At 65.4% G+C, this 23,346-nt stretch carries 23 protein-coding genes and 1 tRNA gene; 9 read left to right on the top strand and 15 right to left on the bottom strand.

The features are described 5' to 3' along the window. Nucleotides 1–51 precede the first annotated feature (51 nt). From U1708_RS10670 to U1708_RS10660, 3 genes are all read right to left on the bottom strand, one after another. A tRNA-Arg gene (locus tag U1708_RS10670) sits at nucleotides 52–128 on the bottom strand. Between the two features lie 201 nt (nucleotides 129–329). Further along, nucleotides 330–590 (bottom strand): SWIB/MDM2 domain-containing protein, encoded by a 261-nt coding sequence (locus tag U1708_RS10665; protein WP_056411383.1) that lies wholly within the window; start codon nucleotides 588–590, stop codon nucleotides 330–332. Nucleotides 591–637: 47 nt separating this feature from the next. Next, on the bottom strand, nucleotides 638–841 hold the full coding sequence (locus U1708_RS10660) for a hypervirulence associated TUDOR domain-containing protein (protein ID WP_307085981.1): 204 nt from the start codon (nucleotides 839–841) through the stop codon (nucleotides 638–640). 119 nt (nucleotides 842–960) lie between these two features. On the opposite strand from U1708_RS10660, the gene U1708_RS10655 reads away from it, so the two are divergent. The 3 genes from U1708_RS10655 to fghA are packed head-to-tail and all read left to right on the top strand — an operon-like array spanning nucleotide 961 to nucleotide 3,295. Further along, entirely contained in the window at nucleotides 961–2,067 is a 1,107-nt protein-coding gene (locus tag U1708_RS10655; RefSeq protein ID WP_332745446.1) for an S-(hydroxymethyl)glutathione dehydrogenase/class III alcohol dehydrogenase, read from the top strand. An 11-nt stretch (nucleotides 2,068–2,078) separates the two neighbouring features. Further along, nucleotides 2,079–2,462, top strand: a complete 384-nt coding sequence (locus tag U1708_RS10650; RefSeq protein WP_332745443.1) for a VOC family protein — start codon at nucleotides 2,079–2,081, stop codon at nucleotides 2,460–2,462. Continuing rightward, a complete protein-coding gene (fghA, locus tag U1708_RS10645) occupies nucleotides 2,462–3,295 on the top strand; it encodes an S-formylglutathione hydrolase (RefSeq protein ID WP_332745441.1) in 834 nt (277 codons plus the stop codon). Before U1708_RS10650 ends, fghA begins: the two co-directional genes overlap by 1 nt. A gap of 109 nt (nucleotides 3,296–3,404) precedes the next feature. Here fghA and U1708_RS10640 read toward each other — a convergent pair whose 3' ends face one another. After that, a complete protein-coding gene (locus U1708_RS10640; RefSeq protein ID WP_443030034.1) occupies nucleotides 3,405–6,599 on the bottom strand; it encodes a TonB-dependent receptor in 3,195 nt (1,064 codons plus the stop codon). 203 nt (nucleotides 6,600–6,802) lie between these two features. Here U1708_RS10640 and folE point away from each other — a divergent pair, with 203 nt between their 5' ends. The 3 genes from folE to U1708_RS10625 are packed head-to-tail and all read left to right on the top strand — an operon-like array spanning nucleotide 6,803 to nucleotide 8,554. After that, nucleotides 6,803–7,441: a GTP cyclohydrolase I FolE gene (folE, locus tag U1708_RS10635; protein ID WP_332745439.1), complete on the top strand. Its 639-nt coding sequence runs from the start codon at nucleotides 6,803–6,805 to the stop codon at nucleotides 7,439–7,441. Continuing rightward, nucleotides 7,441–8,211, top strand: a complete 771-nt coding sequence (locus U1708_RS10630) for an SDR family NAD(P)-dependent oxidoreductase (RefSeq protein ID WP_332745437.1) — start codon at nucleotides 7,441–7,443, stop codon at nucleotides 8,209–8,211. The genes folE and U1708_RS10630 overlap by 1 nt, the downstream gene beginning before the upstream one ends. After that, nucleotides 8,204–8,554: a dihydroneopterin aldolase gene (locus U1708_RS10625; RefSeq protein WP_332745435.1), complete on the top strand. Its 351-nt coding sequence runs from the start codon at nucleotides 8,204–8,206 to the stop codon at nucleotides 8,552–8,554. Before U1708_RS10630 ends, U1708_RS10625 begins: the two co-directional genes overlap by 8 nt. Nucleotides 8,555–8,671: 117 nt before the next feature. On the opposite strand, the gene leuA is transcribed toward U1708_RS10625, so the two are convergent. The 6 genes from leuA to miaA form a co-directional block, all read right to left on the bottom strand. Next, nucleotides 8,672–10,330: a 2-isopropylmalate synthase gene (gene leuA / locus U1708_RS10620; RefSeq protein ID WP_332745433.1), complete on the bottom strand. Its 1,659-nt coding sequence runs from the start codon at nucleotides 10,328–10,330 to the stop codon at nucleotides 8,672–8,674. 194 nt (nucleotides 10,331–10,524) lie between these two features. Beyond that, nucleotides 10,525–11,130, bottom strand: a complete 606-nt coding sequence (locus U1708_RS10615) for a YceI family protein (protein WP_332745431.1) — start codon at nucleotides 11,128–11,130, stop codon at nucleotides 10,525–10,527. A gap of 466 nt (nucleotides 11,131–11,596) precedes the next feature. Then, nucleotides 11,597–12,616 (bottom strand): ketol-acid reductoisomerase, encoded by a 1,020-nt coding sequence (gene ilvC, locus U1708_RS10610; protein ID WP_332745429.1) that lies wholly within the window; start codon nucleotides 12,614–12,616, stop codon nucleotides 11,597–11,599. Nucleotides 12,617–12,724: 108 nt separating this feature from the next. After that, nucleotides 12,725–13,240: an acetolactate synthase small subunit gene (ilvN, locus tag U1708_RS10605; RefSeq protein ID WP_254685964.1), complete on the bottom strand. Its 516-nt coding sequence runs from the start codon at nucleotides 13,238–13,240 to the stop codon at nucleotides 12,725–12,727. Between the two features lie 143 nt (nucleotides 13,241–13,383). Next, a complete protein-coding gene (locus tag U1708_RS10600; RefSeq protein ID WP_332745423.1) occupies nucleotides 13,384–15,132 on the bottom strand; it encodes an acetolactate synthase 3 large subunit in 1,749 nt (582 codons plus the stop codon). Nucleotides 15,133–15,214: 82 nt separating this feature from the next. Then, nucleotides 15,215–16,162, bottom strand: a complete 948-nt coding sequence (gene miaA, locus U1708_RS10595; protein ID WP_332745421.1) for a tRNA (adenosine(37)-N6)-dimethylallyltransferase MiaA — start codon at nucleotides 16,160–16,162, stop codon at nucleotides 15,215–15,217. Here miaA and serB point away from each other — a divergent pair. Next, nucleotides 16,155–17,036 carry a phosphoserine phosphatase SerB gene (serB, locus tag U1708_RS10590; RefSeq protein WP_332745419.1) on the top strand — a complete coding sequence of 294 codons (882 nt, stop codon included), beginning with the start codon at nucleotides 16,155–16,157 and terminating at the stop codon, nucleotides 17,034–17,036. The two genes, miaA and serB, sit on opposite strands and share 8 nt — an antisense overlap. 130 nt (nucleotides 17,037–17,166) lie before the next feature. On the opposite strand, the gene U1708_RS10585 is transcribed toward serB, so the two are convergent. The 3 genes from U1708_RS10585 to U1708_RS10575 all read right to left on the bottom strand — a co-directional run bounded on the left by U1708_RS10585 (nucleotide 17,167) and on the right by U1708_RS10575 (nucleotide 18,996). Then, entirely contained in the window at nucleotides 17,167–17,649 is a 483-nt protein-coding gene (locus U1708_RS10585) for a hypothetical protein (RefSeq protein WP_332745417.1), read from the bottom strand. Between the two features lie 87 nt (nucleotides 17,650–17,736). Beyond that, complete coding sequence (locus U1708_RS10580; protein WP_332745415.1) at nucleotides 17,737–17,946, bottom strand: hypothetical protein; 210 nt, start codon at nucleotides 17,944–17,946, stop codon at nucleotides 17,737–17,739. A gap of 42 nt (nucleotides 17,947–17,988) precedes the next feature. After that, the gene (locus U1708_RS10575) at nucleotides 17,989–18,996 is read right to left on the bottom strand and encodes an SPOR domain-containing protein (protein WP_332745413.1); all 1,008 of its coding nucleotides are present in this window, start codon (nucleotides 18,994–18,996) and stop codon (nucleotides 17,989–17,991) included. Nucleotides 18,997–19,374: 378 nt separating this feature from the next. Here U1708_RS10575 and U1708_RS10570 point away from each other — a divergent pair, with 378 nt between their 5' ends. Both U1708_RS10570 and U1708_RS10565 read left to right on the top strand, forming a co-directional pair. Continuing rightward, nucleotides 19,375–20,154: a tetratricopeptide repeat protein gene (locus tag U1708_RS10570; protein WP_332745411.1), complete on the top strand. Its 780-nt coding sequence runs from the start codon at nucleotides 19,375–19,377 to the stop codon at nucleotides 20,152–20,154. 138 nt (nucleotides 20,155–20,292) lie between these two features. Beyond that, a complete protein-coding gene (locus U1708_RS10565; protein ID WP_332745409.1) occupies nucleotides 20,293–20,700 on the top strand; it encodes an SPOR domain-containing protein in 408 nt (135 codons plus the stop codon). A gap of 406 nt (nucleotides 20,701–21,106) precedes the next feature. Here U1708_RS10565 and U1708_RS10560 read toward each other — a convergent pair whose 3' ends face one another. Both U1708_RS10560 and U1708_RS10555 read right to left on the bottom strand, forming a co-directional pair. Further along, complete coding sequence (locus tag U1708_RS10560; RefSeq protein ID WP_332745407.1) at nucleotides 21,107–22,327, bottom strand: dihydroorotase; 1,221 nt, start codon at nucleotides 22,325–22,327, stop codon at nucleotides 21,107–21,109. Further along, nucleotides 22,324–23,310: an aspartate carbamoyltransferase catalytic subunit gene (locus U1708_RS10555; RefSeq protein ID WP_332745404.1), complete on the bottom strand. Its 987-nt coding sequence runs from the start codon at nucleotides 23,308–23,310 to the stop codon at nucleotides 22,324–22,326. The genes U1708_RS10560 and U1708_RS10555 overlap by 4 nt, the downstream gene beginning before the upstream one ends. Nucleotides 23,311–23,346 lie beyond the last annotated feature (36 nt).

Genomic DNA, 23,346 nt, shown 5'->3' with positions numbered 1-23,346 from the left:
GTTGAAAATTTTAGGGCGCCGAAAGCGAATAACGGCCTACGGACGAAAAGCTGGTGCCCCCGGCGAGATTTGAACACGCGGCCTACGGTTTAGGAAACCGTCGCTCTATCCGGCTGAGCTACGGGGGCATCCGATCGCGCATTACGCTCGTCGGGTGGGACGATCAAGCGTGGGAAAGCTTTGCAAGCTCTGCGCTTGCGTCAGGTTGTTCACGATCACGTTCGCGCAACCACGGTAATCTCGGGATTGTGAACCCTCGCACGGTTCGATCAAGGGCGACGGGTATCGCTTGCGATGCCCCGTCGCCGCTTGCCGTGCAGTGCGGGCGGTTAGGCCTTGACGTGCTGCGAGATGTACTTGTTCATCTCGAACATCGTGCACTTGTCACGCCCGAAGACCTTCTTCAGCTTCTCGTCCGCGAGGATCTCGCGCTTGTTCTCAGGGTTCTGCAGGTTGTTGGCCTTGATGTAGACCCAAACCTTGCTGATCACTTCGCTGCGCGGGAGCTTGTCGTTGCCGACGATCTCGCCGAGCTCGGGAGAGGGCTGGACGGGGGCGTGGATGCCGCCGGTCTTGGGAGCTGTAGCCATAAGCATTCCTTCCTGTTGCGCGCGTGCGTTAGGCACTGCGCGCGTGGTCACGCCTTGGTGAGCGCGTCCGCCTTGTGCGCTGCCTTGCCGCCCTTGTCACTCTTTACGATGAACTGGGGCTCGTCCTTGGACGCCCTGACGGTGTGGCCCTTTATCTTGGTGTCGGTGGTCTGCTTCTTTTCGACCGTGCCGTGCGCCTCGCCGCCGTGCGATTTCCAGGTGACCTCGTCGCCCTTCTTCGGATCCTTCATCGTCGCATCTCCTTGATAAGCAACGATCAAGCGCGGGAACGCGGCATTGGTTGCATCGCCTACGGGTTGCGGAGCCGGAGCGCCGGGGGCATCAGGGCGGCAATCAAGGAGACCGACCGATGAAGACCCGCGCCGCCGTAGCCTTCGAGGCAAAAAAACCGCTCGAGATCGTCGAACTCGACCTCGAAGGGCCGAAATTCGGCGAAGTCCTGGTTGAAATCATGGCGACGGGCATCTGCCATACCGATGCGTACACGCTCGACGGGCTTGATTCGGAAGGGTTGTTTCCGAGCGTGCTGGGCCATGAAGGCGCCGGCATCGTCCGCGAGATCGGCGCGGGCGTGACCAGCGTCGCGGTCGGCGATCACGTCATCCCGCTTTACACCCCCGAATGTCGCCAGTGTAAGTCGTGCCTCAGCCAGAAGACGAACCTGTGCACCGCGATCCGCGCCACCCAAGGGAAGGGGCTGATGCCCGACGGGACGACGCGGTTCAGCTACAAGGGCCAGCCGATCTTCCATTACATGGGCTGCTCGACCTTCTCGAACTTCACCGTGCTGCCGGAGATCGCGGTGGCGAAGATCCGCGAGGACGCGCCGTTCGATACGTCGTGCTACGTCGGCTGCGGCGTGACGACGGGGGTCGGTGCGGTGGTGCACACGGCGAAGGTCCAGCCGGGCGATACGGTCGTCGTGTTCGGGCTCGGCGGGATCGGGCTCAACGTGATCCAGGGTGCGCGGCTTGCAGGGGCCGGCATGATCGTCGGCGTCGACATCAATCCCGACCGCGAGGAATGGGGGCGTCGCTTCGGCATGACGCACTTCGCCAATCCCAAGGATGTCGGCGATATCGTCCAGCACATCGTCGCACTGACGGACGGCGGCGCGGACTACACCTTCGACGCGACCGGCAACACGACCGTGATGCGTCAGGCGCTGGAGGCGTGCCATCGCGGCTGGGGCACCTCGATCGTGATCGGCGTGGCCGAGGCGGGCAAGGAGATCTCGACGCGGCCGTTCCAGTTGGTCACCGGGCGCAACTGGCGCGGGACGGCGTTCGGCGGCGCGCGCGGGCGGACCGATACGCCGAAGATCGTCGACTGGTACATGAACGGCAAGATCGAGATCGACCCGATGATCACGCACCGCCTGACGCTCGACGAGATCAACAAGGGCTTCGACCTGATGCACGCCGGCGAGAGCATCCGCTCCGTCGTGATCTACTGAGGAGCGGGCCAATGTTCACGCACATCATGCTCGGCGCCGACGACATCGCGGCGTCGAAGGCGTTCTACGACGCGGCGCTGGGTGCGCTCGGCGTTCCCGAGGGTGTCGTCGATGACTGGGGGCGCGTCGTCTACGCGCATGACGGCGGGCGTTTCCTGCTGACCAAGCCGATCGACGGGCAGCCGGCGAGCCACGGTAACGGCAGCACGATGGGCTTCGCGGCGGCCTCGACCGAAGCGGCCGATGCGTGGCATGCCGCGGGGCTGGCGAACGGCGGGACGGCCTGTGAGGATCCGCCGGGCGTGCGCCAGGCTACCGGGGGGCGAAAGCTGTACCTCGCGTATCTGCGCGATCCGGCGGGGAACAAGATCTGCGCGCTGCACCGGATCGCGTGATGGAGACCGTCTCCACTAGCAAGGCGTATGGCGGCACGCAGGGCGTGTACCGCCACGCCTCGACCGCAACCGGCACCGACATGACCTTCGCGGTGTACGTACCGCCACATGACGAAGGCGCACAATTGCCGGTGTTGTGGTTCCTGTCGGGACTGACCTGCACACACGCCAACGTCATGGACAAGGGCGAGTACCGCCGCGCCTGTGCCGAACTCGGCGTGATCCTGGTGGCGCCCGATACCTCGCCACGCGGCGACGGCGTGCCCGACGACGATGCGTACGACTTCGGCAAGGGCGCGGGCTTCTACGTCGATGCGACCGAGGAGCCTTGGGCGACGAACTTCCAGATGCGGTCCTATGTCGAGGACGAACTGCCCGCACTGATCGCGGCGGAGTTTCCGATGGCGGACACGGCGCGGCAGGGGATCTTCGGGCACTCGATGGGCGGCCATGGTGCGTTGACGATGGCCCTGCGCAATCCCGACCGCTTCAAGAGCGTATCGGCGTTCGCCCCGATCGTGGCGCCGTTGCAGTGCCCTTGGGGCGAGAAGGCGCTCGGCGGGTATCTCGGGCCGGACCGTGCGGCGTGGCGGGCGTATGACACTTGCGCGCTGATCGAGGATGGCGCGCGGGTGGCGGAGATACTGGTCGACCAGGGCGATGCGGATGGCTTCCTGGCCGAGCAATTGAAGCCGGCGTTGCTTGCCGAAGCGTGCAAGGCCGCAGGGATCGCGCTGATCTTGCGGATGCAGCCAGGCTACGATCACAGCTACAACTTCATATCGACGTTCATGGGGGATCATGTCGCCTGGCACGCCGAACGCCTGAAATAGCCTTCCGAATCCGTCACCTCAGCAAACGCTGGGATCTCTTTAAAGGCGAACGTACGTGCCACGTGAGAGCCCCAGTTGCCGCTGGGTGACGGATCGGACCACCCAAAAACTAGAACCTGAACCCAGCCGCCACACCATAGCGACGCGGTTCGACCGTGAAGACGTTGGTGAACAACCCCGACGACTGGTCCGTCACATACTGGCCGGTGATGGCGTCGTTGCTCGTCAGGTTCTGGACGAAGCCGCGGACGTAATAGCGCTCGCCCGGCCCGTTGAACTGGATCTGCGCGTTGACGACCTCATAGCCCTGAACACGGTTGATGTTCTCGTTGAAGATGCTGGCCGAGAAGCCACCGGTGTAGGCCAGATCGACACGCGGGACGATCGTGAAGTCGCCGATGCCAGCGACATACTGCGCGCCCGCCGAGAATTTGTAGCGCGGCGCTTGCGGCAGTTCGTTGCCACGGATGTTGACCAGCACGCCGCTGCGATCGACCACGAACGGCAATGCGCCGCTCGCATTCGTCCCGAACCCCGCATTGAGCGGCGCCTGCAGCGCAGCCAGCGCCGGGTTGTAGTTCGCCAGTGCGCCCGCGGTTGCGGCGGCGAGCGCGTCGCATGACGAATACGCGCCGGTAGTACCGTTGGTCAGCAATGCCGTTGGTGGCCGCAGCCCGAGTGCCGAGTTCACCGCGCCGACGAACGCGTTGACCCCGGCCGCATTACCCGGCGTGGTCGGCCGCACCGCGCAATTCGACGCGGTGGTGATGTCCTTGATGACCACTGAATCGGCTCGACCGCCCGACGGATCCTGCGGATTGCCGATGAACTTGTCCTGCTTCACCTTCGACTTCAGATAGCTGAAGTTCATGTTGACGGTGAACTTGGGCGACGGCCGCATGATCGCTTCCGCCTCGACGCCGTAGATATCGGCGTCGATATTGTCGTTGACCGCGGTGCGGGCGACGATCCGGCTCAGCTGGAGTTGTTTGTATTTGTAATAGAAGCCGGTGAGATTGAGTTGCAGAGTCCGGTTCAGGAAGCTGTTCTTCGAGCCGATCTCGAACGAGTCGACCGACTCCGGCCTGAACGCCTGGTCGACCGCGAACACCGGCGACAGCGGCGGGTTGATGCCGCCCGATTTATACCCGCGCGAATAGGACGCGTAGACGAGGTTATCGGGCTTGATCTTGTATTCGAGGACCGCGCGGCCGGTCAGTCGACCGAACGACACGCTGGCGACGCCGAACGGCTGGTTGCCCGCGGTGAACGGATCGTAATCGAGCGCGGCATAGTTGATCGCGTTCTCCAACGCGCTGGTACCGTAAGGGCTGAGCGCTGTCGTGACCGCGGAGACGACGATCGCATTACCCTCTGCATCGCGCACCGGCGCACCGCTTGCGCCGACGAGGGTACGCGTCTTGTTGTCGAAGATAAACGAGGTGCGCGCGCGAACCTCCTTCTCATCGTGATTGTAGCGCAGCCCGAGCGTCAGCTTGAGCTTTTCGGTAAAGTCGAAATAGGTCTCGCCGAAGGCCCCGTACGACTTGAGATGCACCGAGTCCGTGAAGCTGCGATAAAAGGGCGTCGATCCGAAGGAATTGGGCAACGTAGCGCCGGCGACGCGCCCGCCCAGCACGTTGGCGGCGCCGATGACCGCGGCACCGTAATCGAGCGGGAAGGCGGTTACGTAATAGCTGTTGTCGCGGATCTTCTGGTCCAGATAGATGCCGCCGATCAGAAAATTGAACATCCCGTCGAAGCGGCTGTCGAGATGCGCCTCGGCCGAGAATTGCCGCGAGCGTGCGTTCGAACGATCGACGTCCTGGCTGCTCGGGCCGCACAGCTTGCTGCCGCTGAAGACGCCCAGATCGGGGCCGGGCGCCGATTGGCAGATCGTGCCGGTATTGCCGTTCGGAAACAGCGCGGCGACCGCGTTGGTGAAGGGATTGACCCCGCCGGGGAACGCAGCCCCGGGTGCCGCCGCGGTGCCGATCAGAGTGAGCGCGCCGACGTTTGCGCCGAGCGGGTTCTCGACGGCCAGGTTGTAGTCGTTGGTCGAATCCACCGAGTTGCGCGCATAGCCGCCGGTGAAGTTGAACGAGACCGGCCCGAAATCATGGAAGATCTTGGCGGTGTATTGTTCCTCGTCGCTGAAATAGGTCGGCTTGTAATCGATGTTGACGGTGCGGACGTCGGTCGGGTTGACGACCCCGGTATAGGTGTCGCGGCCATACAGGCTCTGCAGCGCATAGGGCGTGAACGCGGCGCCGAGCGCGAACCGGTAGAATTCGCTCGACGAATACACCGCGGCGAGCGTGGAATTGCCGTTCGTCGTGCCGTAGTCGAGCCGATCGGGGAGGCAGCCGAGCACGCCGGTCGGATCGCGGTGGCAAAGCTGTTTCTGGATGCGCGAGCGATTGTCGCGTTCATGGAAATAATAGCCGATCAGGTCGACGCGCGTGGCGCTGTTCGGCTCCCACGACAGCGTTCCACGGACCGAATAGAGATCGCGGTCGTCGATCCGGCCGCCGTCGAACAGGTTCTTGGTGTAGCCGTCGCGCTTCAGATACTGGCCGGCGACGCGGATCCCGATCGTGTCGGTGATCGGCAGATTGAACATGCCCTTCACACGCTTCGAATCGTAATTTCCGTATTCGAATTCGCCCGCGGCGTGGATCCCGGAGAGGTCCGGCTTGGCGGTGATGAAGTTGACCACGCCCGCGGTCGCGTTTCGACCGAACAACGTGCCTTGCGGACCGCGCAACACTTCGACGCGTTCGAGATCGTAGAACTCGGACTCGAACAGCCGCGTCGATACCAGCGGCATGTCGTTGACGTGGATCGCGGTCGCGCTGTCGCAGGACGCGCCGACACAGAGATCGCCGATGCCGCGGATCGTGAAGCTCGACGAGGTGAAGTTGGTCTTGGTGAACGTCACGTTGGGCAGCGTTTGCTGAAGCGCGATCGGATTGACGATCTGCTGCTTCTCCAGATTTTCCGCGGTAAAAGCGCTCACAGCAATCGGAACATCTTGCAGACGTTGCGATTGGCGTTGCGCGGTAATCACGATATCCTGAGACGCGTAGACGCTGGATGGGGTATCGGCGGGGCCAGGTTGTGTTGGGACAGTCGGCGTTGGGCCAGTTGGCGTTGAGTTGGTCTGCGCCGATGTAGCCTCCTGGCCGGGACCATTGGTCGGTGCGGTGTCTTCAGCCGACGTCGTAGTGGCCGTTTGTCCCATTGCCGGCGCAATCGACAGGAGTATCATCGCCGAAGCGGCGAGCAATTCGAACTTAGCCATGTCAGTCCTCTCCCCGATCGTGCCGGTCTTTGCCGATTCACGATTTAGTTTTTCAGGTATGGCGAAGTAACGACGAAAAAAATCTACCGTCAACGCTTTTTGAAGCCCGGATTACTGGGATTTATGCTGCGTTGCTCAAATAAAACAGTTGCAAAAGAGGACCCATGTTCTGATGTTTGGGTATGCTGACAAAGGGTGTTGCGATGCGGGATGAAACGGGCGGGCCGGATGGTCGGTCGGCCATTGCCGACGAACTAGGGCCCGACGGCAAGGTGATTGTGCCCGAAGACGTAGCGTCGGCGATCCGTACGCTGATCCAGTGGGCGGGCGACGATCCGACCCGCGAAGGGCTCCTCGATACGCCGCATCGTGTTGCACGTGCGTGGAAGGAATATTGCGCGGGCTATGGCGACGATCCGGCGAAACATCTAGAACGCGTGTTCGAGGAAGTCGGCGGCTATGACGAGATCGTGCTGCTCAAGGACATCCCGTTCCAGTCGCATTGCGAGCATCACATGGCGCCGATCATAGGCAAGGCGCACATCGCCTACCTGCCGCGCAACCATGTCGTCGGCATTTCGAAGCTGGCACGCGTGCTGCACGGGTTCGCGCGGCGGTTGCAGGTGCAGGAGCGGCTGACCGCGGAAGTGGCGGACTGCATCTGGGACAACCTCAAGCCGCAGGGCGTCGCGGTGGTGATCGAGGCGAGCCATGCGTGCATGACCGCGCGCGGCGTGCGGACGCCCGGCGTGACGATGGTCACCAGCCGGATGATGGGCGTGTTCCGCGACGACGAACGCAGTCGAAAGGAAGTGCTGGCGTTGATGGGGCGCGGCGCCTGATGCGGACCGTGCTCGTCACGGGCGGGGCGAAGCGGCTGGGCGCTGCGATCGTCCGACGGCTTGCGGCGGATGGTCATGCCGTGATCGTGCACCAGGGCCATTCGCCGGATGAGGCGGCTGCGCTAGTGGCGGAGGTCGTCGGCAAGGGCGGGCGTGCTGCTGCGGTGGCGGGCGACCTGAGCGACCTCGCCGCGATCGGCGACCTGTTCGCGGCGGCACGCTCTGCGATTGGCGGCCCGATCGATGGGTTGGTGAACTGCGCGTCGAAGTTCGAGTTCGATCGGCCGCCAAGTGTCGATCCGGCGCTGTTCGCCGAGCTTGGCGCGATCAACTGTGGCGCGCCGGTGCTGCTGGCCTCTGCGCTCGCGTCCCAGGATGATGTCGCGGACGGCGCGGTGGTCAACGTGCTCGACCAGAAGGTAGCGAACCTCAATCCGGACTTTTTCTCGTACAGTTGCGGGAAGATCGCCCTGGAGGGTGCGACGACGATGCTCGCACAAGCGCTCGCGCCGCGCATCGCGGTCAACGCGGTGTCGCCGGGCCTGACGCTGCCGAGCGGCGACCAGAGCGACGATGAGTTTGCGGCGGTGGCGAGCGACAACCTGCTCAAGCGACCGGTCGGCGCGGAGGTTGTCGCGGATGCGGTCGCTTGGCTGCTGACCGCGAAGGGCGTGACGGGACAGAATGTGTTCGTCGATTGCGGGCAGCGGTTTCTGACGCGCGACAGCGACGTGATGTTCGACCGGGATCGTGGGGGACGACATGGCTGAATTCACGACGATCCTCGACGGGCTCGAGGTCATGATGCGGCTCGGCATCCATCCACACGAGGTCGCGCCGCAACGCGTGGTCGTGTCGATCGAGATGACGGTCGTGTATCCCGCCCCGCTCGGCGAGGATGCGATCGAGGAAGTGCTCGATTACGACTTCGTGCGGGCGGGCATCCTGGCGATGGCAGCGGACCGCCCGTTCGCGTTGCAGGAAACCCTCTGCGAGGCGATCGCCGCGCTGTGCCTGACGGACGAGCGGGTCAGCCGGGTAAAAGTCCGCACGGTAAAGGCCGATGTCTACCCCGACGCCCGCGTAGGCTGTGAGATCGTGCGCGAGCGCTAATCTCGGCTCCCTCTCCCCTCCGGGGAGAGGGCTGGGGTGAGGGGCTGTTCCGGGCGAAGCACTGCTTGGCTGCCCCTCACCCCGACCCTCTCCCCGTAGGGGAGAGGGAGAGCCGCATTACGCGCGGTTCGCCGCAGACAACACCGCACGCACCGACGCGGTGGCGATGTCGCTGTCCATCCCGACCCCGAACACCGTCTTCCCCTCAGCGGTCCGGCACTCGACATACGCCGCCGCCTGCGCATCCGCCCCGTGGCCAATCGCATGCTCGTTATAATCCACAACGTCCAAAGTAGGCCCGGTCGACTCCGCAATCGCCGAGATCACCCCCGATATCAGCCCGTTCCCGCGCCCTGAGATCGACCGATCCTCGCCATCGATCGCCACCCGACCGATGAACACCCGCTGCCCCGAGGCACCGCTTTCCTCGTAATCGCGCAACTCCACCCTATCGTCCGCCTGTGGCATGTAGGTCCGCTCGAACAGGCCCCAGATATCCGCCGCATTCAGTTCGCGGCTGGTCTCGTCGGCATAAGCCTGGACGTGACGGCTGAAGTCCGCCTGCAACCGCTTGGGCAGCTTCAGTCCCTTGTCCTGCTCGATCACCCAGGCGACGCCGCCCTTGCCCGACTGCGAATTGACGCGGATCACCGCCTCGTAGCTGCGGCCCAGATCGGCGGGGTCGATCGGGAGATAGGGCACCTCCCACAACGTGTCGTTCTTCGCCTCCTGCGCCGCGAAGCCCTTCTTGATCGCGTCCTGGTGCGACCCCGAGAACGCGGTGAAGACCAGGTCGCCGGCATAGGGCGTGCGCGGGTGGACGGGGATGTTGGTGCAGTAATTGACCGTGTTCACGACCCCGTCGATGTCCGACAGGTCGAGCTTCGGATCGACGCCCTGCGTGTACATGTTGAGCGCGACGGTCACGAGATCGCAATTGCCGGTGCGCTCGCCATTGCCGAGCAGGCAGCCCTCGACGCGGTCCGCACCCGCCATCATGCCGAGCTCGGCGGCGGCGACGCCGGTGCCGCGATCGTTATGCGTGTGCAGGCTGATCGCCACCGCGTCGCGGTTGCGGATGTTGCGCCCGAACCATTCGATCTGGTCGGCGTAGATGTTCGGCGTGGCGCACTCGACGGTGGCGGGCAGGTTGAAGATGATCGGGTTCTCGGGCGTCGGCATCAGGACGTCCATCACCGCCTCGCAGACCTCAAGGCTGAAATCGAGTTCGGCGGTCGAGAAGGTCTCGGGGCTGTATTCGAACTGCCAGCGGACATTCGGCTGCTTGGCGGCTTCGTCGCGCAGCACCTTGGCGCCATCCACGGCGATCTGCTTCACCTGCGCGCGGTCCATCCCGAACACGATCTTCCGCCATGCCGGGGAGACTGCGTTGTAAAGGTGCACGATCGCGGACTTCGCGCCGACGAGGCTGGCGAAGCTCGTCTTGATGAGGTCGCGGCGCGATTGGGTCAGCACCTGGATCGCAACGTCGTCGGGAATGCGGCCGGTCTTCACGAGGCCCGAGATGAAGTCGAATTCGGTCGCGCCCGCGCTCGGGAAGCCGACCTCGATTTCCTTCAGCCCGACCTTGCAGAGCAGGTCAAAGAAGCGCGTCTTCTTCTCCGCGTCCATCGGGTCGATCAGCGCCTGATTGCCGTCGCGCAGATCGGTCGAGAGCCAGCGCGGCGGCTTGACGATGGTCTTCGACGGCCATTGTCGGTCGGGCAGGTCGACTTGCGGGAAGGGACGGTATTTGATCGATGGGTCGCGCAGCATGGCTCGTATCTCTCGTGTCGTCGGGAGCGGTCGGGTCAGCCCTTAGGCGCGAGGCGCGGGGCATGGCCACCGCGCAAACGATCGGCGCGCCTAAGGGCGCGTAAGTCGAAGCAGCAGGAGGCGGCCATGCGTCATTAATAGTGTCCTATCGCGCGGACACATCCCGTGTCCAGCGCGATAGGAATTTTGGTATATTATTGCGCCGAGAACGCGGCGTTGATCGTCAGGTCGACCTTGTCCGACACCACCGGGGCGTAGGCGCCGATGTTGAAGTCGCTGCGCTTGATCGAGGTCGTAGCGCGGAAGCCGAAGTTCAGCTTCTTGTTCATCGGGTTCGCGCCGGCGCCGACGAAGGTTGCCTGGAGCACGACCGGCTTGGTGACGCCCTTCAGCGTGAGGTCGCCAGTGATCGTCGCCTTGTCGCCGGTCGCGACGACCTTGGTCGAGACGAACTTGGCGGTCGGATAGGTCGCGGCGTCGAAGAAGTCCTTCGACTTCAGGTGGCCGGCGAACGGCGCGGACGTAACCGATAGCTGGTCGATCGCGAAATTGACCTCGACCTTGGTGACGTTCGGCTTGGCGGGATCGATAGTGATGCTACCCCCCGACGCGCCGAGCTGCCCTTCGAGCATCGAGAAGCCCATGTGGTTGACCTGCCAGGTCACTTGCGTGTGGTTGGGATCGACCGCGTAAGTGCCGGCGGTGACGCGCGCTTTGACGGGCGCGCCGGGGACGGCGGCGGTCTGGGCGAGGACTGGCGCGGCGGTGAGGGCGAGGATGGTGGCTAGGACTAGGCGCATGCGGGGTCTCCTGTTGATCGCGCGATGCTGGCCGAGGTGAGGGGGCGCGTCAAATGACGTTATGCCAACGCTGTGTTTCAGGATTGGGTCGGTGGGTGAGACAGCGAGGCTGCTGCCCCGTTCCAGTTCCCCCGCGGACGCGGGGGCCCAGCTAAACCACGATCACCGCCCGAGACCCTGGGCCCCCGCGTTCGCGAGGGAACAGGAGGGGAGAGCGGCTCCCACCTGCACAATACCACCCCGGCGAATGCCGGGGCCCAATTGGGAAGGCTCCAGTAACGGAACGCTGTCTTCAGTCGGCAACGTCCCCCAATTGGGCCCCGGCCTTCGCCGGGGTGGAGTGGGGGTATGGGAGCAACCAAAACGCGCTCCCCACGCCAGCCCGTCGGAGCCGGCGAAGCCGTGCCCTATGGGCAGGCTCCGTCGTGCCGGCCGTGCTCACGCTCTTTCGCGCGCTCGCGTCGCGTCAGTTCTTAGCCTTGTCTACGAGAGCATTCTTCCCGATCCAAGGCATCATCCCACGCAGTTCCGACCCGATCTTCTCGATCGGATGCGCCAGCGCCTGCTTCCGCGCCGCCTTCAGCTCAGGCTGCCCCGCACGGTTGTCGAGGATGAAGTTTTTCACGAACCGCCCCGACTGGATGTCCGCCAGCACGCGCTTCATCTCGGCCTTGGTCTCCGACGTGATAATCCGCGGACCCGTCGTGATGTCGCCATATTCGGCGGTGTTCGAGATCGAGTAGCGCATGTTGGCGATGCCGCCCTCATACAGCAGGTCGACGATCAGCTTGGTCTCGTGGAGGCACTCGAAATACGCCATTTCGGGGGCGTAGCCGGCCTCGACCAGCGTCTCGAACCCGGCTTGGATCAGGTGGGTGATGCCGCCGCACAGCACGGCCTGTTCGCCGAACAGGTCGGTCTCGCATTCCTCGCGGAAGTTGGTCTCGATGATACCCGAGCGACCGCCGCCGACACCCGAGGCGTACGCAAGCGCGATGTCGTGTGCGTTGCCCGACTTGTCCTGGTCGATCGCGATCAGGCAGGGGACGCCGCCGCCGCGGACATATTCGCTGCGCACGGTGTGGCCGGGGCCCTTGGGCGCGATCATGATGACGTCGAGATCGGCGCGCGGCTCGATCAGGCCGAAATGCACGTTGAGGCCGTGCGCAAACGCGATCGTCGCGCCCTGCTTGAGGTTGTCGTGCAGGTCGCTCGCGTAGATCGCGGCCTGATGCTCGTCCGGCGCGAGGACCATGACGATGTCGGCCCAGGCGGCGGCTTCCTTGTTCGACTTGACCGCGAAACCGGCCTCGATCGCCTTCTTGGCGGTGGCCGAGCCTTCGCGGAGTGCGATCGCGACGTCCTTGACGCCCGAATCGCGGAGGTTCTGCGCGTGGGCATGGCCCTGCGAGCCGTAACCGACGATCGCGATCTTCTTGTCGGTGATGAGGTTCAGGTCGGCGTCGCGATCGTAATAGACACGCATTGGATTCTTCCTTTTTTCGTCATTCCGGCGAACGCCGGAACCCAGGGTTCCAGGCGGCGCCGATTGTGGCTCTGGGTCCTGACTTTCGTCAGGAAGACGGGGGTAAATTCAGGCCGGCTCTTTGCCGCGGGCGATCGCGACGATGCCGGTGCGGGCGACTTCGATCAGACCGACTTCGCCCATGAGTTCGACGAACTTGTCGATCTTGTCGATGCCGCCGGTGACCTCGAACACGAAGCTCGACGTCGTCGCATCGACCACGCGCGCACGGTAGACGTCGGCGAGGCGCAGCGCCTCGATCCGGTGGTCGCCGGTGCCGCGGACCTTCACCAGCGCGAGCTCGCGTTCGACATGCGCGCCCATTGCGGTGAGGTCGGTGACCTTGTGCACCGGCACCAACCGATCGAGCTGAGCGATGATCTGCTCCATCGTCGCCGCGCTCGCCGAGGTGACGATCGTGATTCGGCTGACCGACTTGTCCGCGGTGATCTCGCTCACCGTCAGGCTCTCGATATTATAGCCGCGCGCGGTGAACAGGCCGGCGATCCTGGCGAGGATGCCCGGTTCGTTGTCGACGATGACGGCGAGCGTGTGCCGCTCGGCCTTTTCCTGGGAAATGTGCATGGTTCAGTCTCCCCCCCGCCCGCTTGCGGGAGGGGGTAGGGGGTGGGCGCGCGGATGGCCGCAGGCGATGCCGGTCGGGATTGAGCGCGAGCCCACCCCCGGCCCCTCCCGTTCACGGGAGGGGGGAAAAAGTGAATTCACCATCAAACCAGCGCCTTCGCTTCGTCGTCCATCGTGCCGGACACTTCGTTCGCCTGCAGGATCATGTCGGTATGCGCAGCCCCCGACGGGATCATGGGGAAGCAATTCGTCAGCTGCGACACGCGGCAATCGACGATCACCGGGCCGTCATACGCCAACATCTCGGCGATCCCGCTGTCGAGCTGGTCGCGCGTCTCGATCAAAATGCCCTTCCAGCCATACGCCTCACCGAGCTTCACGAAATCGGGCAGCGAATCCGAATAGCTCTCGGCATAGCGGCTCTCATAGGTGAGCTCCTGCCACTGGCGGACCATGCCCATATACTGGTTGTTGAGGATGAAGATCTTCACCGGCAACCGGTATTGCGAGGCCGTTGCCAACTCCTGGATGTTCATCTGGATCGATGCCTCGCCGGCGATGTCGATCACCAGTGCGTTCGGATTGCCAAGCTGCGCGCCGATCGCCGCGGGAAGGCCATAGCCCATCGTCCCGAGACCGCCCGAGGTCAGCCACTTGTTCGGCTTCTCAAACCCGAAATGCTGCGCCGCCCACATCTGGTGCTGGCCGACCTCGGTCGTGATGATCGGCGAGCGTGCCTGCGTGGCGTCGAACAGCGCCCGGATCGCACGCTGCGGCATGATCTCGTTCGGATCGTTCTCGGGGAAATCGAGACACTTTACCGCGCGCCAGCCGGCAATTCGCCGCTGCCAGTCGGTCGTGTCGGGCTTGGGATGCTGGCGGCTCTTCCAGATCCGCACCATGTCCTCGAGCGCATGACCGACGTCCGCGATGATCCCGAGATCGACGCGCACCGTCTTGTTCACCGACGACCGATCGATGTCGATATGCACCTTCCGCGAGTTCGGGCTGAACGCATCGAGCCGCCCGGTCACTCGGTCATCGAAGCGCGAACCGAGCGCGACGACGAGGTCGGCCTGGTTCATCGCCATGTTGGCCTCGTACGTGCCGTGCATCCCGAGCATGCCGAGCCACTGCGGGCCGGACGCGGGATAGGCGCCAAGGCCCATCAGCGTCGACGTCACCGGTGCGCCAGTGATGCGGACGAGTTCGCACAGCAACTGGCTCGCGGCCGGGCCCGAGTTGATGATACCGCCGCCGGTATACAGGATCGGACGTTCGGCCGCGGCGAGCATGTCGACGAGCTGCTCGATCTGCGACTGGTCGGCCTTCACCTGCGGGCGATAGGTCTTGTGCTGGATCGGCCCCGGCTTCTTGTAGCGCGCGGTGGCGACCTGCACGTCCTTGGGGATGTCGACGACCACCGGCCCCGGACGACCCGAGGTGGCGATGTGGAACGCCTCGTGGATCACGTCGCCGAGCTTGGCGGGATCCTTCACGAGGTAGTTGTGCTTCGAGCAATGGCGCGTGATGCCGACGGTATCGGCCTCCTGGAACGCGTCGGTGCCGATCAGCGCGGTCGGCACCTGGCCGGTGATCACGACCATCGGGATCGAATCCATCAGCGCGTCGGTGATGCCGGTGACCGCGTTGGTCGCGCCGGGGCCCGACGTCACGAGCACCACGCCGGGCTTGCCGGTCGAGCGCGCATAGCCCTCGGCAGCATGCGTCGCGGCCTGCTCATGGCGCACGAGGATGTGCTTGATCCGGCCGCTCCTAAAGAGCGCGTCGTAGATCGGCAGCACGGCACCACCCGGATAGCCGAAGACGACCTCCACGCCGAGATCGCACAGCGCCTCGATCAGGATATCGGCCCCACTCTTCTCGGTCATTTCATATCATCCTTTGCGAGAACGCTGCCTTTAGCGTCTCGTGGAGGGGCCGGCTACCGATATAAAAGATGCGTGTCAAACATCATTTGAGCAATATAGTTTCAAATTGCTGCAGGCGCGTTGGAAGATCGAGGGCTTCGGTGCGGGTCCACGCGGCGGGCGGCTGGTGTCGGAGCCACGTGTATTGGCGCTTGGCGTAGCGCCGCGTGGCGAGCGATCCAGCGGCGATGGCGTCGGGTTTCGAGGTCTCGCCGCGAACGAGCGCGGCGATCTCGGGCACACCGATCGCGCGGCGGATCGGGGCGTCCCAAGGGATGTCGGTGCGGGCGAGCAGCGCGGTGATCTCGTCGCGGCTGGTGTCGGCCATCTCGGCGAAGCGCTGGTCGATGCGCGCGTTGAGCCAGTCGCGGTCGGGGATCAGGATCAGCGCACGGACGTCGATCGTATCGCCGATCCCGCCGACCTTCTCCGTCTGCCAGTCGGCGAGGGTGCGGCCGGTACCGCGGACGACTTCGAGCGCTCTGGCGACGCGGGTTGTGTCGGCGGCGTTGAGCTTGGCCGCGGCTTGTGTGTCGAGTTGCGCGAGTGCGGCGTGCGCCTCGGCGACGGGGAGGGCGCGGACTTGCTCGCGGAGGGCCGGGTCGATGGCGGGGACGGGGGCGATGCCATCGAGCAAGGTGCGGACATAAAGCCCGGTGCCGCCTACCAGGATCGGCAGCTTCCCCTCGGCCAGCGTATCGCGGATCGCCTGCGTCGCCTCGACCGCCCAGCGCGCGGCGGAGTAGGTGGCGTCGGCGGCGTCGACATGGCCGAACAGTTTGTGCGGGGCGCTGGCCTCTTCTTCCGGCGAGGGACGCGCGGTGAGGATGCGGAGGTCGGCATAGACCTGCGCGGAGTCCGCGTTGATGACGACGCCGTCGTGACGCGCGGCGATGGCGAGCGCGAGCGCGGACTTGCCGCTCGCGGTCGGCCCTGCGATGAGCGCGACCTTCGGGAGAGCGCCCGTTGATTGGGAGATGGGTATGTTCACGGCAACGCTTATAGCCTCGGGCACGCTGACCGCAGGCGATATTTCGACCGCGATGGACCGCCTGCGCGACGCCGGCTGCGCACCGGGCGCAAGCGGCTGGATAGACGAAGGCGACGCCGCCGACCTGATCTTCGGCATGGCACCCGATGCGGCGCGCGTCGCGCTAGAGGGCGCGTTCGCCGGGGCGGACGTGGTCGTGCAGTCCAGTCTGACGCGCACCAAGAAGCTGCTGGTCGCCGACATGGACTCCACCATGATCACCGTCGAGTGCATCGACGAACTCGCCGATTACGCCGGGATCAAACCGCAGATCGCCGAAATCACCGAACGCGCCATGCGCGGCGAACTCGATTTCGAAGCAGCGCTCGATGCCCGCGTGGCGCTGCTGAGAGGATTGGCCGAAAGCGACATCGAACGCTGCCTAACCGAACGCGTCACGATCATGCCGGGCGCCAAGGCGCTGGTGCAGACGATGCGCGCGCGCGGGGCACTGGCGGTGCTGGTATCAGGCGGCTTCACCCGCTTCGCCGAGCCGGTCGCCAAGGAAATCGGTTTCGACCGCGCAATTGCCAACGTGCTGGAAATCGACGGCGGCATGCTGACGGGGACGGTGACCAAGCCGATCGTCGGATCGCACACCAAGCTGACGACGCTGCAAGCCGCAATCGCCGAGCGGGGAATTACAGTCGAGGAATCACTCGCGGTCGGCGACGGCGCGAACGATCTGGCGATGATCGAGGCGGCGGGACTCGGGGTGGCCTACCACGCCAAGCCGGTAGTCGCGGCGGCCGCGGCCGCACGCGTGGATCACGGCGACCTGACGGCGCTGCTGTATGCGCAAGGAATCGCACGCCGTGACTGGGTGCTGGACTAAAATCTTCACCCCTCCCTGGAAGGGAGGGGCAGGGGGTGGGTCGGCTTCCGCGTTACCCGAGCTGGAGTGACTCAATCTGGCCAACCCACCCCCAACCCCTCCCTTCCAGGGAGGGGCGCAGAAGGGAAGGTCAGCCCTTAGCCAACGGCGTACCGCTCGCTTCGCAAACATACGTCGCCAGTTCCTCACGCAACGGCAGCCCCTTGATCGGCCGCAGCGGGCCGTCATGCGCGATGTTGGTCTCGACCAGCGCACGGTTCGGGCCGACGCCCAGCACATGGAACAGGCGGTTGGCGCAATCGGTCTCGGTCCGCGCATAAGCGACCTTGCCCGCATGCTCCTGGCGCAGGATCGCGATGATCGTGCCACCGATGGCTTTGCGCTCACGCAACAGGAAATGGCGCGAGGTCGGGTCGGACGGGGTCGGGATCAGCCGCCCCTTGACGGTCATCTGCTCGGGTTTTGGCACCGCCACATCGGTCTCGGCAAGGTTGCGCAACGACACGCCGTTTTCGGTCATCGTATCGGTATTGGTCGTCGCAGGCTGTTCGCCGGAACACGCGGCCAACAGCGTTGCGCCGGCAAGTGCCAGCGCCAAGGTCTTCGAAATCATTCATCTAGCTCCCGGTCGATGTCGAAACGAAACGACCGGTCCGCGTCTTTCGATCCCTGCCAGACCCGATCGTTCATTGGCCGACGGTCAGCGCGCCCGCTTGCCGACACCGCGGTCCGCTCGTGCCGCAGCCTTCGCAGGCGCGGGAGGCTCGCAGATTCGGCGCGTCGGCTGGCAGGCGATGCCGACCGTCGAACATCCTTTCACGCTACCCTCGGTCGGACAGGCACGGCATTGCTGCTTGATCTCGGTACAGCTCGGTGACGCGGACACCAGCGCCAGGGTCAGGAAGAACATTCGCACATCCTCGCTATGAGTATGAGATTCCAGCGCATCCCGTCAGGGCGCGACGATCACGCACGGCACGCCCGCCGCCGAGCAGGCCCGCGTCGCGTCCGCCTTCGACGCGAAACCGCCAGCCAGGAGCCGCGTGACGCCGTTGGCCTTTGCGTAGAAGGGTTGTGCACCGCGCAGCTTGCCGCGAACCTTGCTCCACTGCGTCTCCGCATTGCCCTGATCCCGGAACGCGCCGAGCTGTACGCGCCAATTGCCCGTCGGACGCACAGGCGCAAGCCCGGACTGCGCCTGCCTAGCCGGTGCCGCCTCCCGCGTAGGCCCGGGAACGCGAGCAGGAAGCGAACTCGGCGGCAGCTTGGACGGGCGAGGCGTGTCGACGATCCGTGAGGGCGCCACCGGCGTCTGCCCGATCGTCGCACGAGCCGTCCCCTGGGCCGGTCCCTCGCCCGGTCCCTGGGGCGTCGACTGCACCGCATATTGCTGGGCCAGCGCAGTGCCCCTCTCGCGGTCGGTCGGCGAGATATACTCGTCCATCTGCGCCAGCGCCTGGGAGGCGGGTTGCAGCCCCGACGCCGAGGCCCGCGTCATCAGCGCATAGGCCCGCGGAAAATCGCGCGACACGGCATCGCCATTGAACAGCATCGTCCCCAGCACGAGTTGCGCCCGCGGCTCCCCGTGCGCGACCGACTTCTGCAACCAGGGCAGCGCATCCGTCTTCTTGCCCGCCTGGAACAGGGCAAGGCCGTAATTGTCGGCGGCCTGCACATGGCCTTGCAGCGCGGCCTTGCGGAACCAGCTCTCGGCCAGCGCGGGATCGAGCGGGACGCCGCGACCGAGCTTGTACGCCTGCGCCAGGTTGAACTGCGCATCGGCATCGCCCGCCACCGCCAGCGGGCGCCACTCGGTGATCGCGCGCGGATAGTCGCCCTTCGCCCAGGCATCGACCCCAGCCTTCACATCGCCAGCCTGCACATCGGCAGACGCAGGGACGGCGGCCAGCATCCCGCTCAACGCGACCGCACCCACCAAAAGCTTACGCCCAACCGTCATCGCCATCCCTCATACCGTCCGACCGTCACCATGCCGTCGTTCGTCCCGCAAGGCAAAGGGCGACCGTTCCCTCGCGGACCATCTTCGGTCGGTAAGTCGTTATGAAGTCGCGTTAACCGCTTCTTAGACCCCGCCATGGCAACCGGCGTGAGAATACCGGAGGTCGGGGACTTATGCGCGTTCTGGCGTTTGCATCGTACAGGGGAGGATCGCGCAAGACATGACCGGTCATCTCGCGGTCCAGGCAGAGCGTCGGCTTGAACGGCACTCGACGTCCTTCTCCAATCCTTGCCGGAAATGGGTTCGCGCGTCGCGCTACTGCCGCCGACCAAGCCTATTCGTCAGACAGGCCTATTCGTCAGAACAGGGATCCTCCCGATGAACACGCGCGCGCTTCTTCTTGGTGGCATTTCCGCCCTCCTGCTCGGTGGCACGATGGTCGGCTGTGCAGCCAATAGCGACCGCATTGCATCGGTCAGCGATCGCAGCAACGCGCTTGCCGCCAGAGCCGTGGCACGTGACGCCGGTAAGGCGAAGACGGCACTCGCCCGCCGCGAGGCTGCGGTCGCGATCGGCTATGCCGAGCGCGCGGTGGCGCATGCGCCGCTGTCCGCGACGTATCGCATGCTGCTCGGCCAGAGCTATCTGCAGGGCGGCCGCTTCACGTCGGCGTTGCGCGCCTTCGCGGATACGCTGGAGCTATCGCCGGGCAACGGCAAAGCCGCGCTCAACCTTGCCCTGTCGCAGGTCGCAACCGGGGATTGGCAGGCAGCCCGGCATACGCTCGAGGCCAACGCGGCGACCGTTCCGGCGATCGATCGTGGCCTGGCGCTGTCGTTGTCGGGGGATACGGCGGGCGGCATCGCGTTGCTGACCGAAGTCGCTCGTTCGCCCGCAACGAGTGCGAAGGTCCGTCAGAATCTCGCGCTGAGCTATGCACTGGCCGGTCGCTGGCAGGAGGCGCGCGTCGTCGCGGAGGCCGACCTGGCACCCGCGGACGTCGATGCGCGCATCGAGCAATGGGCGCTGTTCGCACAGCCGACGACCGCGTCGGATCAGGTAGCATCCCTGCTCGGCGTACGGGCGGTGGCGGACACGGGGCAGCCGGTCGCGCTTGCGTTGAACCGCGGTGCACCGGCCGGGCCCAGTGTTCCGTAACAAGCCTTGGCGGCGGCGGATCCGGTCGTTGCGCAGGTCGGAGCCGCCCCGGTCGGGGTCGTTTCGGCCTCCGCTGCCGGTCTTTCGAAAATATCGCTCGGACCGCGACAGGGGATCGTCCAAGCCTTGCCCGCGATCATGCTCCGTCCGGCGGGTGACCCGGTCAAGCTCGCATCAGCGTCCGCGTCGCCCGGAAGCGGCACGGCGACCGCGGCATACCAGGTGAAGGCACCGGAGACGGGCACCTGGTACGTCCAGCGCGGTGCGTTCGACAGCGCAAGCGTGGCCAAGGACGCCTGGAACCGCGCCTCGCGCCGGTTCCCGATGCTAACCGGGCATTCGCCGAACGGCATGACGTTCAAGGCGAACGGCGAGGATGTTTACCGCCCCTCGGTCGGAGGGTTCAGTCGTTCGACGGCGGAAACCCTGTGCCGCCAGTACCGTGCCAAGGGCGGCGCCTGCTTCGTCCGCCAGGGCGCGGGCGACGTAATGGCGCAGTGGTTGCGCAAACCCGGGATGCAGATGGCACAGATGGCGTCGCGGTAAGGGCGGCTGTTCGTCCCACCGCTTCGACCAACACCACCCCGGCGAAGGCCGGGACCCAGTTGGGAAACGTCCCTGATAGAAGGCGACGCATCGTTACGCCGACTTGCCAATTGTGCCCCGGCCTCCGCCGGGGTGGTGCACTGTGGCCCGTGAGGGTGTCCCCACCGAACCTCGCGCTCACCCTCCCACAAGCACAACACGCGCCCCAGCACCGGCAAGCCATCGAACGGTGTATTCCCCGCTTCCGCCTCGAACGCACCGCCCGCCCTTCACACCACCCCGGCGAAGGCCGGGGCCCAATTGGGAGACGTTGTTAACTGAGCGCTGCGTGCCGTTACTCCAGCCTCACCAATTGGGCCCCGGCCTCCGCCGGGGTGGCACGTCAGCGCTGAAGTCTAGTATGGCCTTACCGAACCTCGCGTCCACCCTTCCACAAGCGCAACACGCGCCCCTGCACCGGCAGGCCATCGAACGGCGTATTACCCGCCTCGGCCTCGAACGCATCCCCGACGATCTGCCATGGAGCCTGCTGGTCGAACAGCATCAGGTCGGCCGGCTTCCCTGCCTCCAGCGTCCCCGTATCGAGGCCGAGTACCCGCGCCGGGTTGCTGGCCAGCAACGCGAACAGGCGTTCCAATGTCAGCAATTCGTCGCGCACCAGCATCAGTGCGAGCGGCAGCAACGTCTCCGCACCGGCCATCCCGCTGCTCGAATCGGTGAACGGCAGCCGCTTCTCCTCCGGGCCGCGCGGCTCGTGTCCCGAACACAGCACGTCGATCGTCCCGTCGGCGATGGCGTCCAGCGCCGCGCGTCGATCATGCTCGGCACGCAGCGGCGGCGATAGCAGCGCGAACGACCGGAAGTCGCTGACCGCGATCTCCGATAGATGCAGGTGCGCCGGCGTGATGCCGCACGTTACCGCGACGCCACGACGTTTGGCCGCACGGATCAGGTCGAACCCGGCCGCCGTGGTCACCTGGCGGATGTGGATACGCGCGCCGGTATCCTCGGCGAGCATCAGGTCGCGCGCGATCGCGAGCGCCTCGGCAACCGCCGGCGCGGCGGGCAGGCCGAGCCGCGTCGCCGTCTCGCCCTCGGTCGCAACCGCGCCTGCCGTCAGTCCACCATCCTCGGCGTGCGCGATCACCGTCACGTCCAGGTCGTGTGCATAAGCCAGTACGCGGCGCATCACCCCGCTGTCGGCGATCCAGTGCTTGCCCGTGCCGACCGCCTTGGCGCCTGCGGAGAGACAGATCGCCATTTCGGCAAGGTCGTGGCCTTCGAGCCCGCGCGTGGCGGCGGCGATCGGGTGGATCCAGAGGTCGGGCTTGCCGATCAACGCGGCGCGCTGGACGATGCCGGGGTCGTCCAGCACCGGCGACTGATCGGGCATGAGGCCGATCCGCACGATCCCGCCTGCGCGGAAAGCCGCACGATCGACCTTCGCCACGCCGAGATCGACGATCCCGGGGGCGATGGTCTTGCCCGCGCAGTCGATGATCTCGGCGTCCGACGGGATGTCGACGATACCGGTCGCGACGATCACGCCATCGCGAATGAGCATGTTGCCCTTCGACACGCCGCCGACGGGGCAGACGAGCGTTGCGTTGGTGATTGCGAGGATCATGCCCAACCCTCCACGCCGCGTGCTCTTCGGGTCAGCACGTCGAGGCAGGCCATGCGGACGGCAACCCCCATCTCGACCTGCTCCGTGATCGCCGAGCGTGCGTGGTCCGCCACGGCGGAGTCGATCTCGACGCCACGGTTCATCGGGCCGGGATGCATTACCAACGCATCGGGCGCGGCCTTCGCCAGCCGGTCGAGCGTCAAGCCGTAGCGGAGACGATATTCGCGCGTCGATGGCACGTAAGCCCCGTCCATCCGCTCGTTCTGGAGCCGGAGCATCATCACCACGTCCGCACCCTCCAGCGCCTTGTCAAAATCGGTGAACGCGGTGACGCCCATCCGCTCGATCATCGGCGGCATCAGCGTCGAGGGCGCGCACACGCGGACCTCGGCGGCGAGCGCGGTGAGCGCCAGGATGTTAGACCGCGCGACCCGGCTGTGCAGCAGGTCCCCGCAGATCACGACGCGCTGGCCGGCGATGGCGCCCTTACGGCGGCGGATCGTCAGCGCATCGAGCAAAGCTTGGGTCGGATGCTCGTGGCGCCCGTCGCCCGCGTTCAGGACGGGACAATCGACCTTGTCCGCGATCAGCCGCACTGCGCCGCTCGACATATGCCGGATCACGATCACGTCGGCGCGCATCGCGTTGAGCGTCATCGCGGTGTCGATCAGCGTCTCGCCCTTCTTCACGCTCGACTGCGCCGCGTGCATGTTGACGACGTCGGCGCCCAGCCGCTTGCCGGCGATTTCGAACGACAGCAGCGTGCGCGTGCTGTTTTCGAAGAACGCGTTGATCTGGGTAAGACCCGCGAGCCGCTTGTCCGGCGTCGCATGCGTGCGGTTCGCCTCGACCCACGTCTCCGCCTCGTCGAGCAGGAACGCGATCTCGTGTGGCTGAAGCCCGTCGATACCGGTGAGGTGCCGGTGCGGGAAGACGGCGCCGCCTTCGATGAGGGCGGCGGGGCGGTGATCTGAGGTTCGCATTAAAGCTGCGGGATAGTGGGGGCGGGGGCAGGGGGC

It is taken from the genome of Sphingomonas arabinosi, from assembly GCF_036663715.1.
GTDB lineage: Bacteria > Pseudomonadota > Alphaproteobacteria > Sphingomonadales > Sphingomonadaceae > Sphingomonas.
The sequence above is the reverse complement of the archived record's forward strand: the minus strand, read 5'-3'. Positions and strand labels throughout refer to the sequence as shown.

Coding starts and splice junctions, on each gene's coding strand:
- U1708_RS10625 (WP_332745435.1), top strand. CDS start 8,204: ATGGCTGAATTCACGACGATCCTCGACGGGCTCGAGGTCATGATGCGG.
- U1708_RS10585 (WP_332745417.1), bottom strand. CDS start 17,649: ATGATTTCGAAGACCTTGGCGCTGGCACTTGCCGGCGCAACGCTGTTG.
- U1708_RS10565 (WP_332745409.1), top strand. CDS start 20,293: ATGCTCCGTCCGGCGGGTGACCCGGTCAAGCTCGCATCAGCGTCCGCG.
- U1708_RS10560 (WP_332745407.1), bottom strand. CDS start 22,327: ATGATCCTCGCAATCACCAACGCAACGCTCGTCTGCCCCGTCGGCGGC.
- U1708_RS10615 (WP_332745431.1), bottom strand. CDS start 11,130: ATGCGCCTAGTCCTAGCCACCATCCTCGCCCTCACCGCCGCGCCAGTC.
- U1708_RS10555 (WP_332745404.1), bottom strand. CDS start 23,310: ATGCGAACCTCAGATCACCGCCCCGCCGCCCTCATCGAAGGCGGCGCC.
- U1708_RS10575 (WP_332745413.1), bottom strand. CDS start 18,996: ATGACGGTTGGGCGTAAGCTTTTGGTGGGTGCGGTCGCGTTGAGCGGG.
- serB (WP_332745419.1), top strand. CDS start 16,155: ATGTTCACGGCAACGCTTATAGCCTCGGGCACGCTGACCGCAGGCGAT.
- U1708_RS10650 (WP_332745443.1), top strand. CDS start 2,079: ATGTTCACGCACATCATGCTCGGCGCCGACGACATCGCGGCGTCGAAG.
- fghA (WP_332745441.1), top strand. CDS start 2,462: ATGGAGACCGTCTCCACTAGCAAGGCGTATGGCGGCACGCAGGGCGTG.
- U1708_RS10630 (WP_332745437.1), top strand. CDS start 7,441: ATGCGGACCGTGCTCGTCACGGGCGGGGCGAAGCGGCTGGGCGCTGCG.
- U1708_RS10570 (WP_332745411.1), top strand. CDS start 19,375: ATGAACACGCGCGCGCTTCTTCTTGGTGGCATTTCCGCCCTCCTGCTC.
- U1708_RS10660 (WP_307085981.1), bottom strand. CDS start 841: ATGAAGGATCCGAAGAAGGGCGACGAGGTCACCTGGAAATCGCACGGC.
- U1708_RS10655 (WP_332745446.1), top strand. CDS start 961: ATGAAGACCCGCGCCGCCGTAGCCTTCGAGGCAAAAAAACCGCTCGAG.
- ilvN (WP_254685964.1), bottom strand. CDS start 13,240: ATGCACATTTCCCAGGAAAAGGCCGAGCGGCACACGCTCGCCGTCATC.
- ilvC (WP_332745429.1), bottom strand. CDS start 12,616: ATGCGTGTCTATTACGATCGCGACGCCGACCTGAACCTCATCACCGAC.
- leuA (WP_332745433.1), bottom strand. CDS start 10,330: ATGCTGCGCGACCCATCGATCAAATACCGTCCCTTCCCGCAAGTCGAC.
- folE (WP_332745439.1), top strand. CDS start 6,803: ATGCGGGATGAAACGGGCGGGCCGGATGGTCGGTCGGCCATTGCCGAC.
- U1708_RS10600 (WP_332745423.1), bottom strand. CDS start 15,132: ATGACCGAGAAGAGTGGGGCCGATATCCTGATCGAGGCGCTGTGCGAT.
- U1708_RS10665 (WP_056411383.1), bottom strand. CDS start 590: ATGGCTACAGCTCCCAAGACCGGCGGCATCCACGCCCCCGTCCAGCCC.
- U1708_RS10580 (WP_332745415.1), bottom strand. CDS start 17,946: ATGTTCTTCCTGACCCTGGCGCTGGTGTCCGCGTCACCGAGCTGTACC.
- U1708_RS10640 (WP_443030034.1), bottom strand. CDS start 6,599: ATGGCTAAGTTCGAATTGCTCGCCGCTTCGGCGATGATACTCCTGTCG.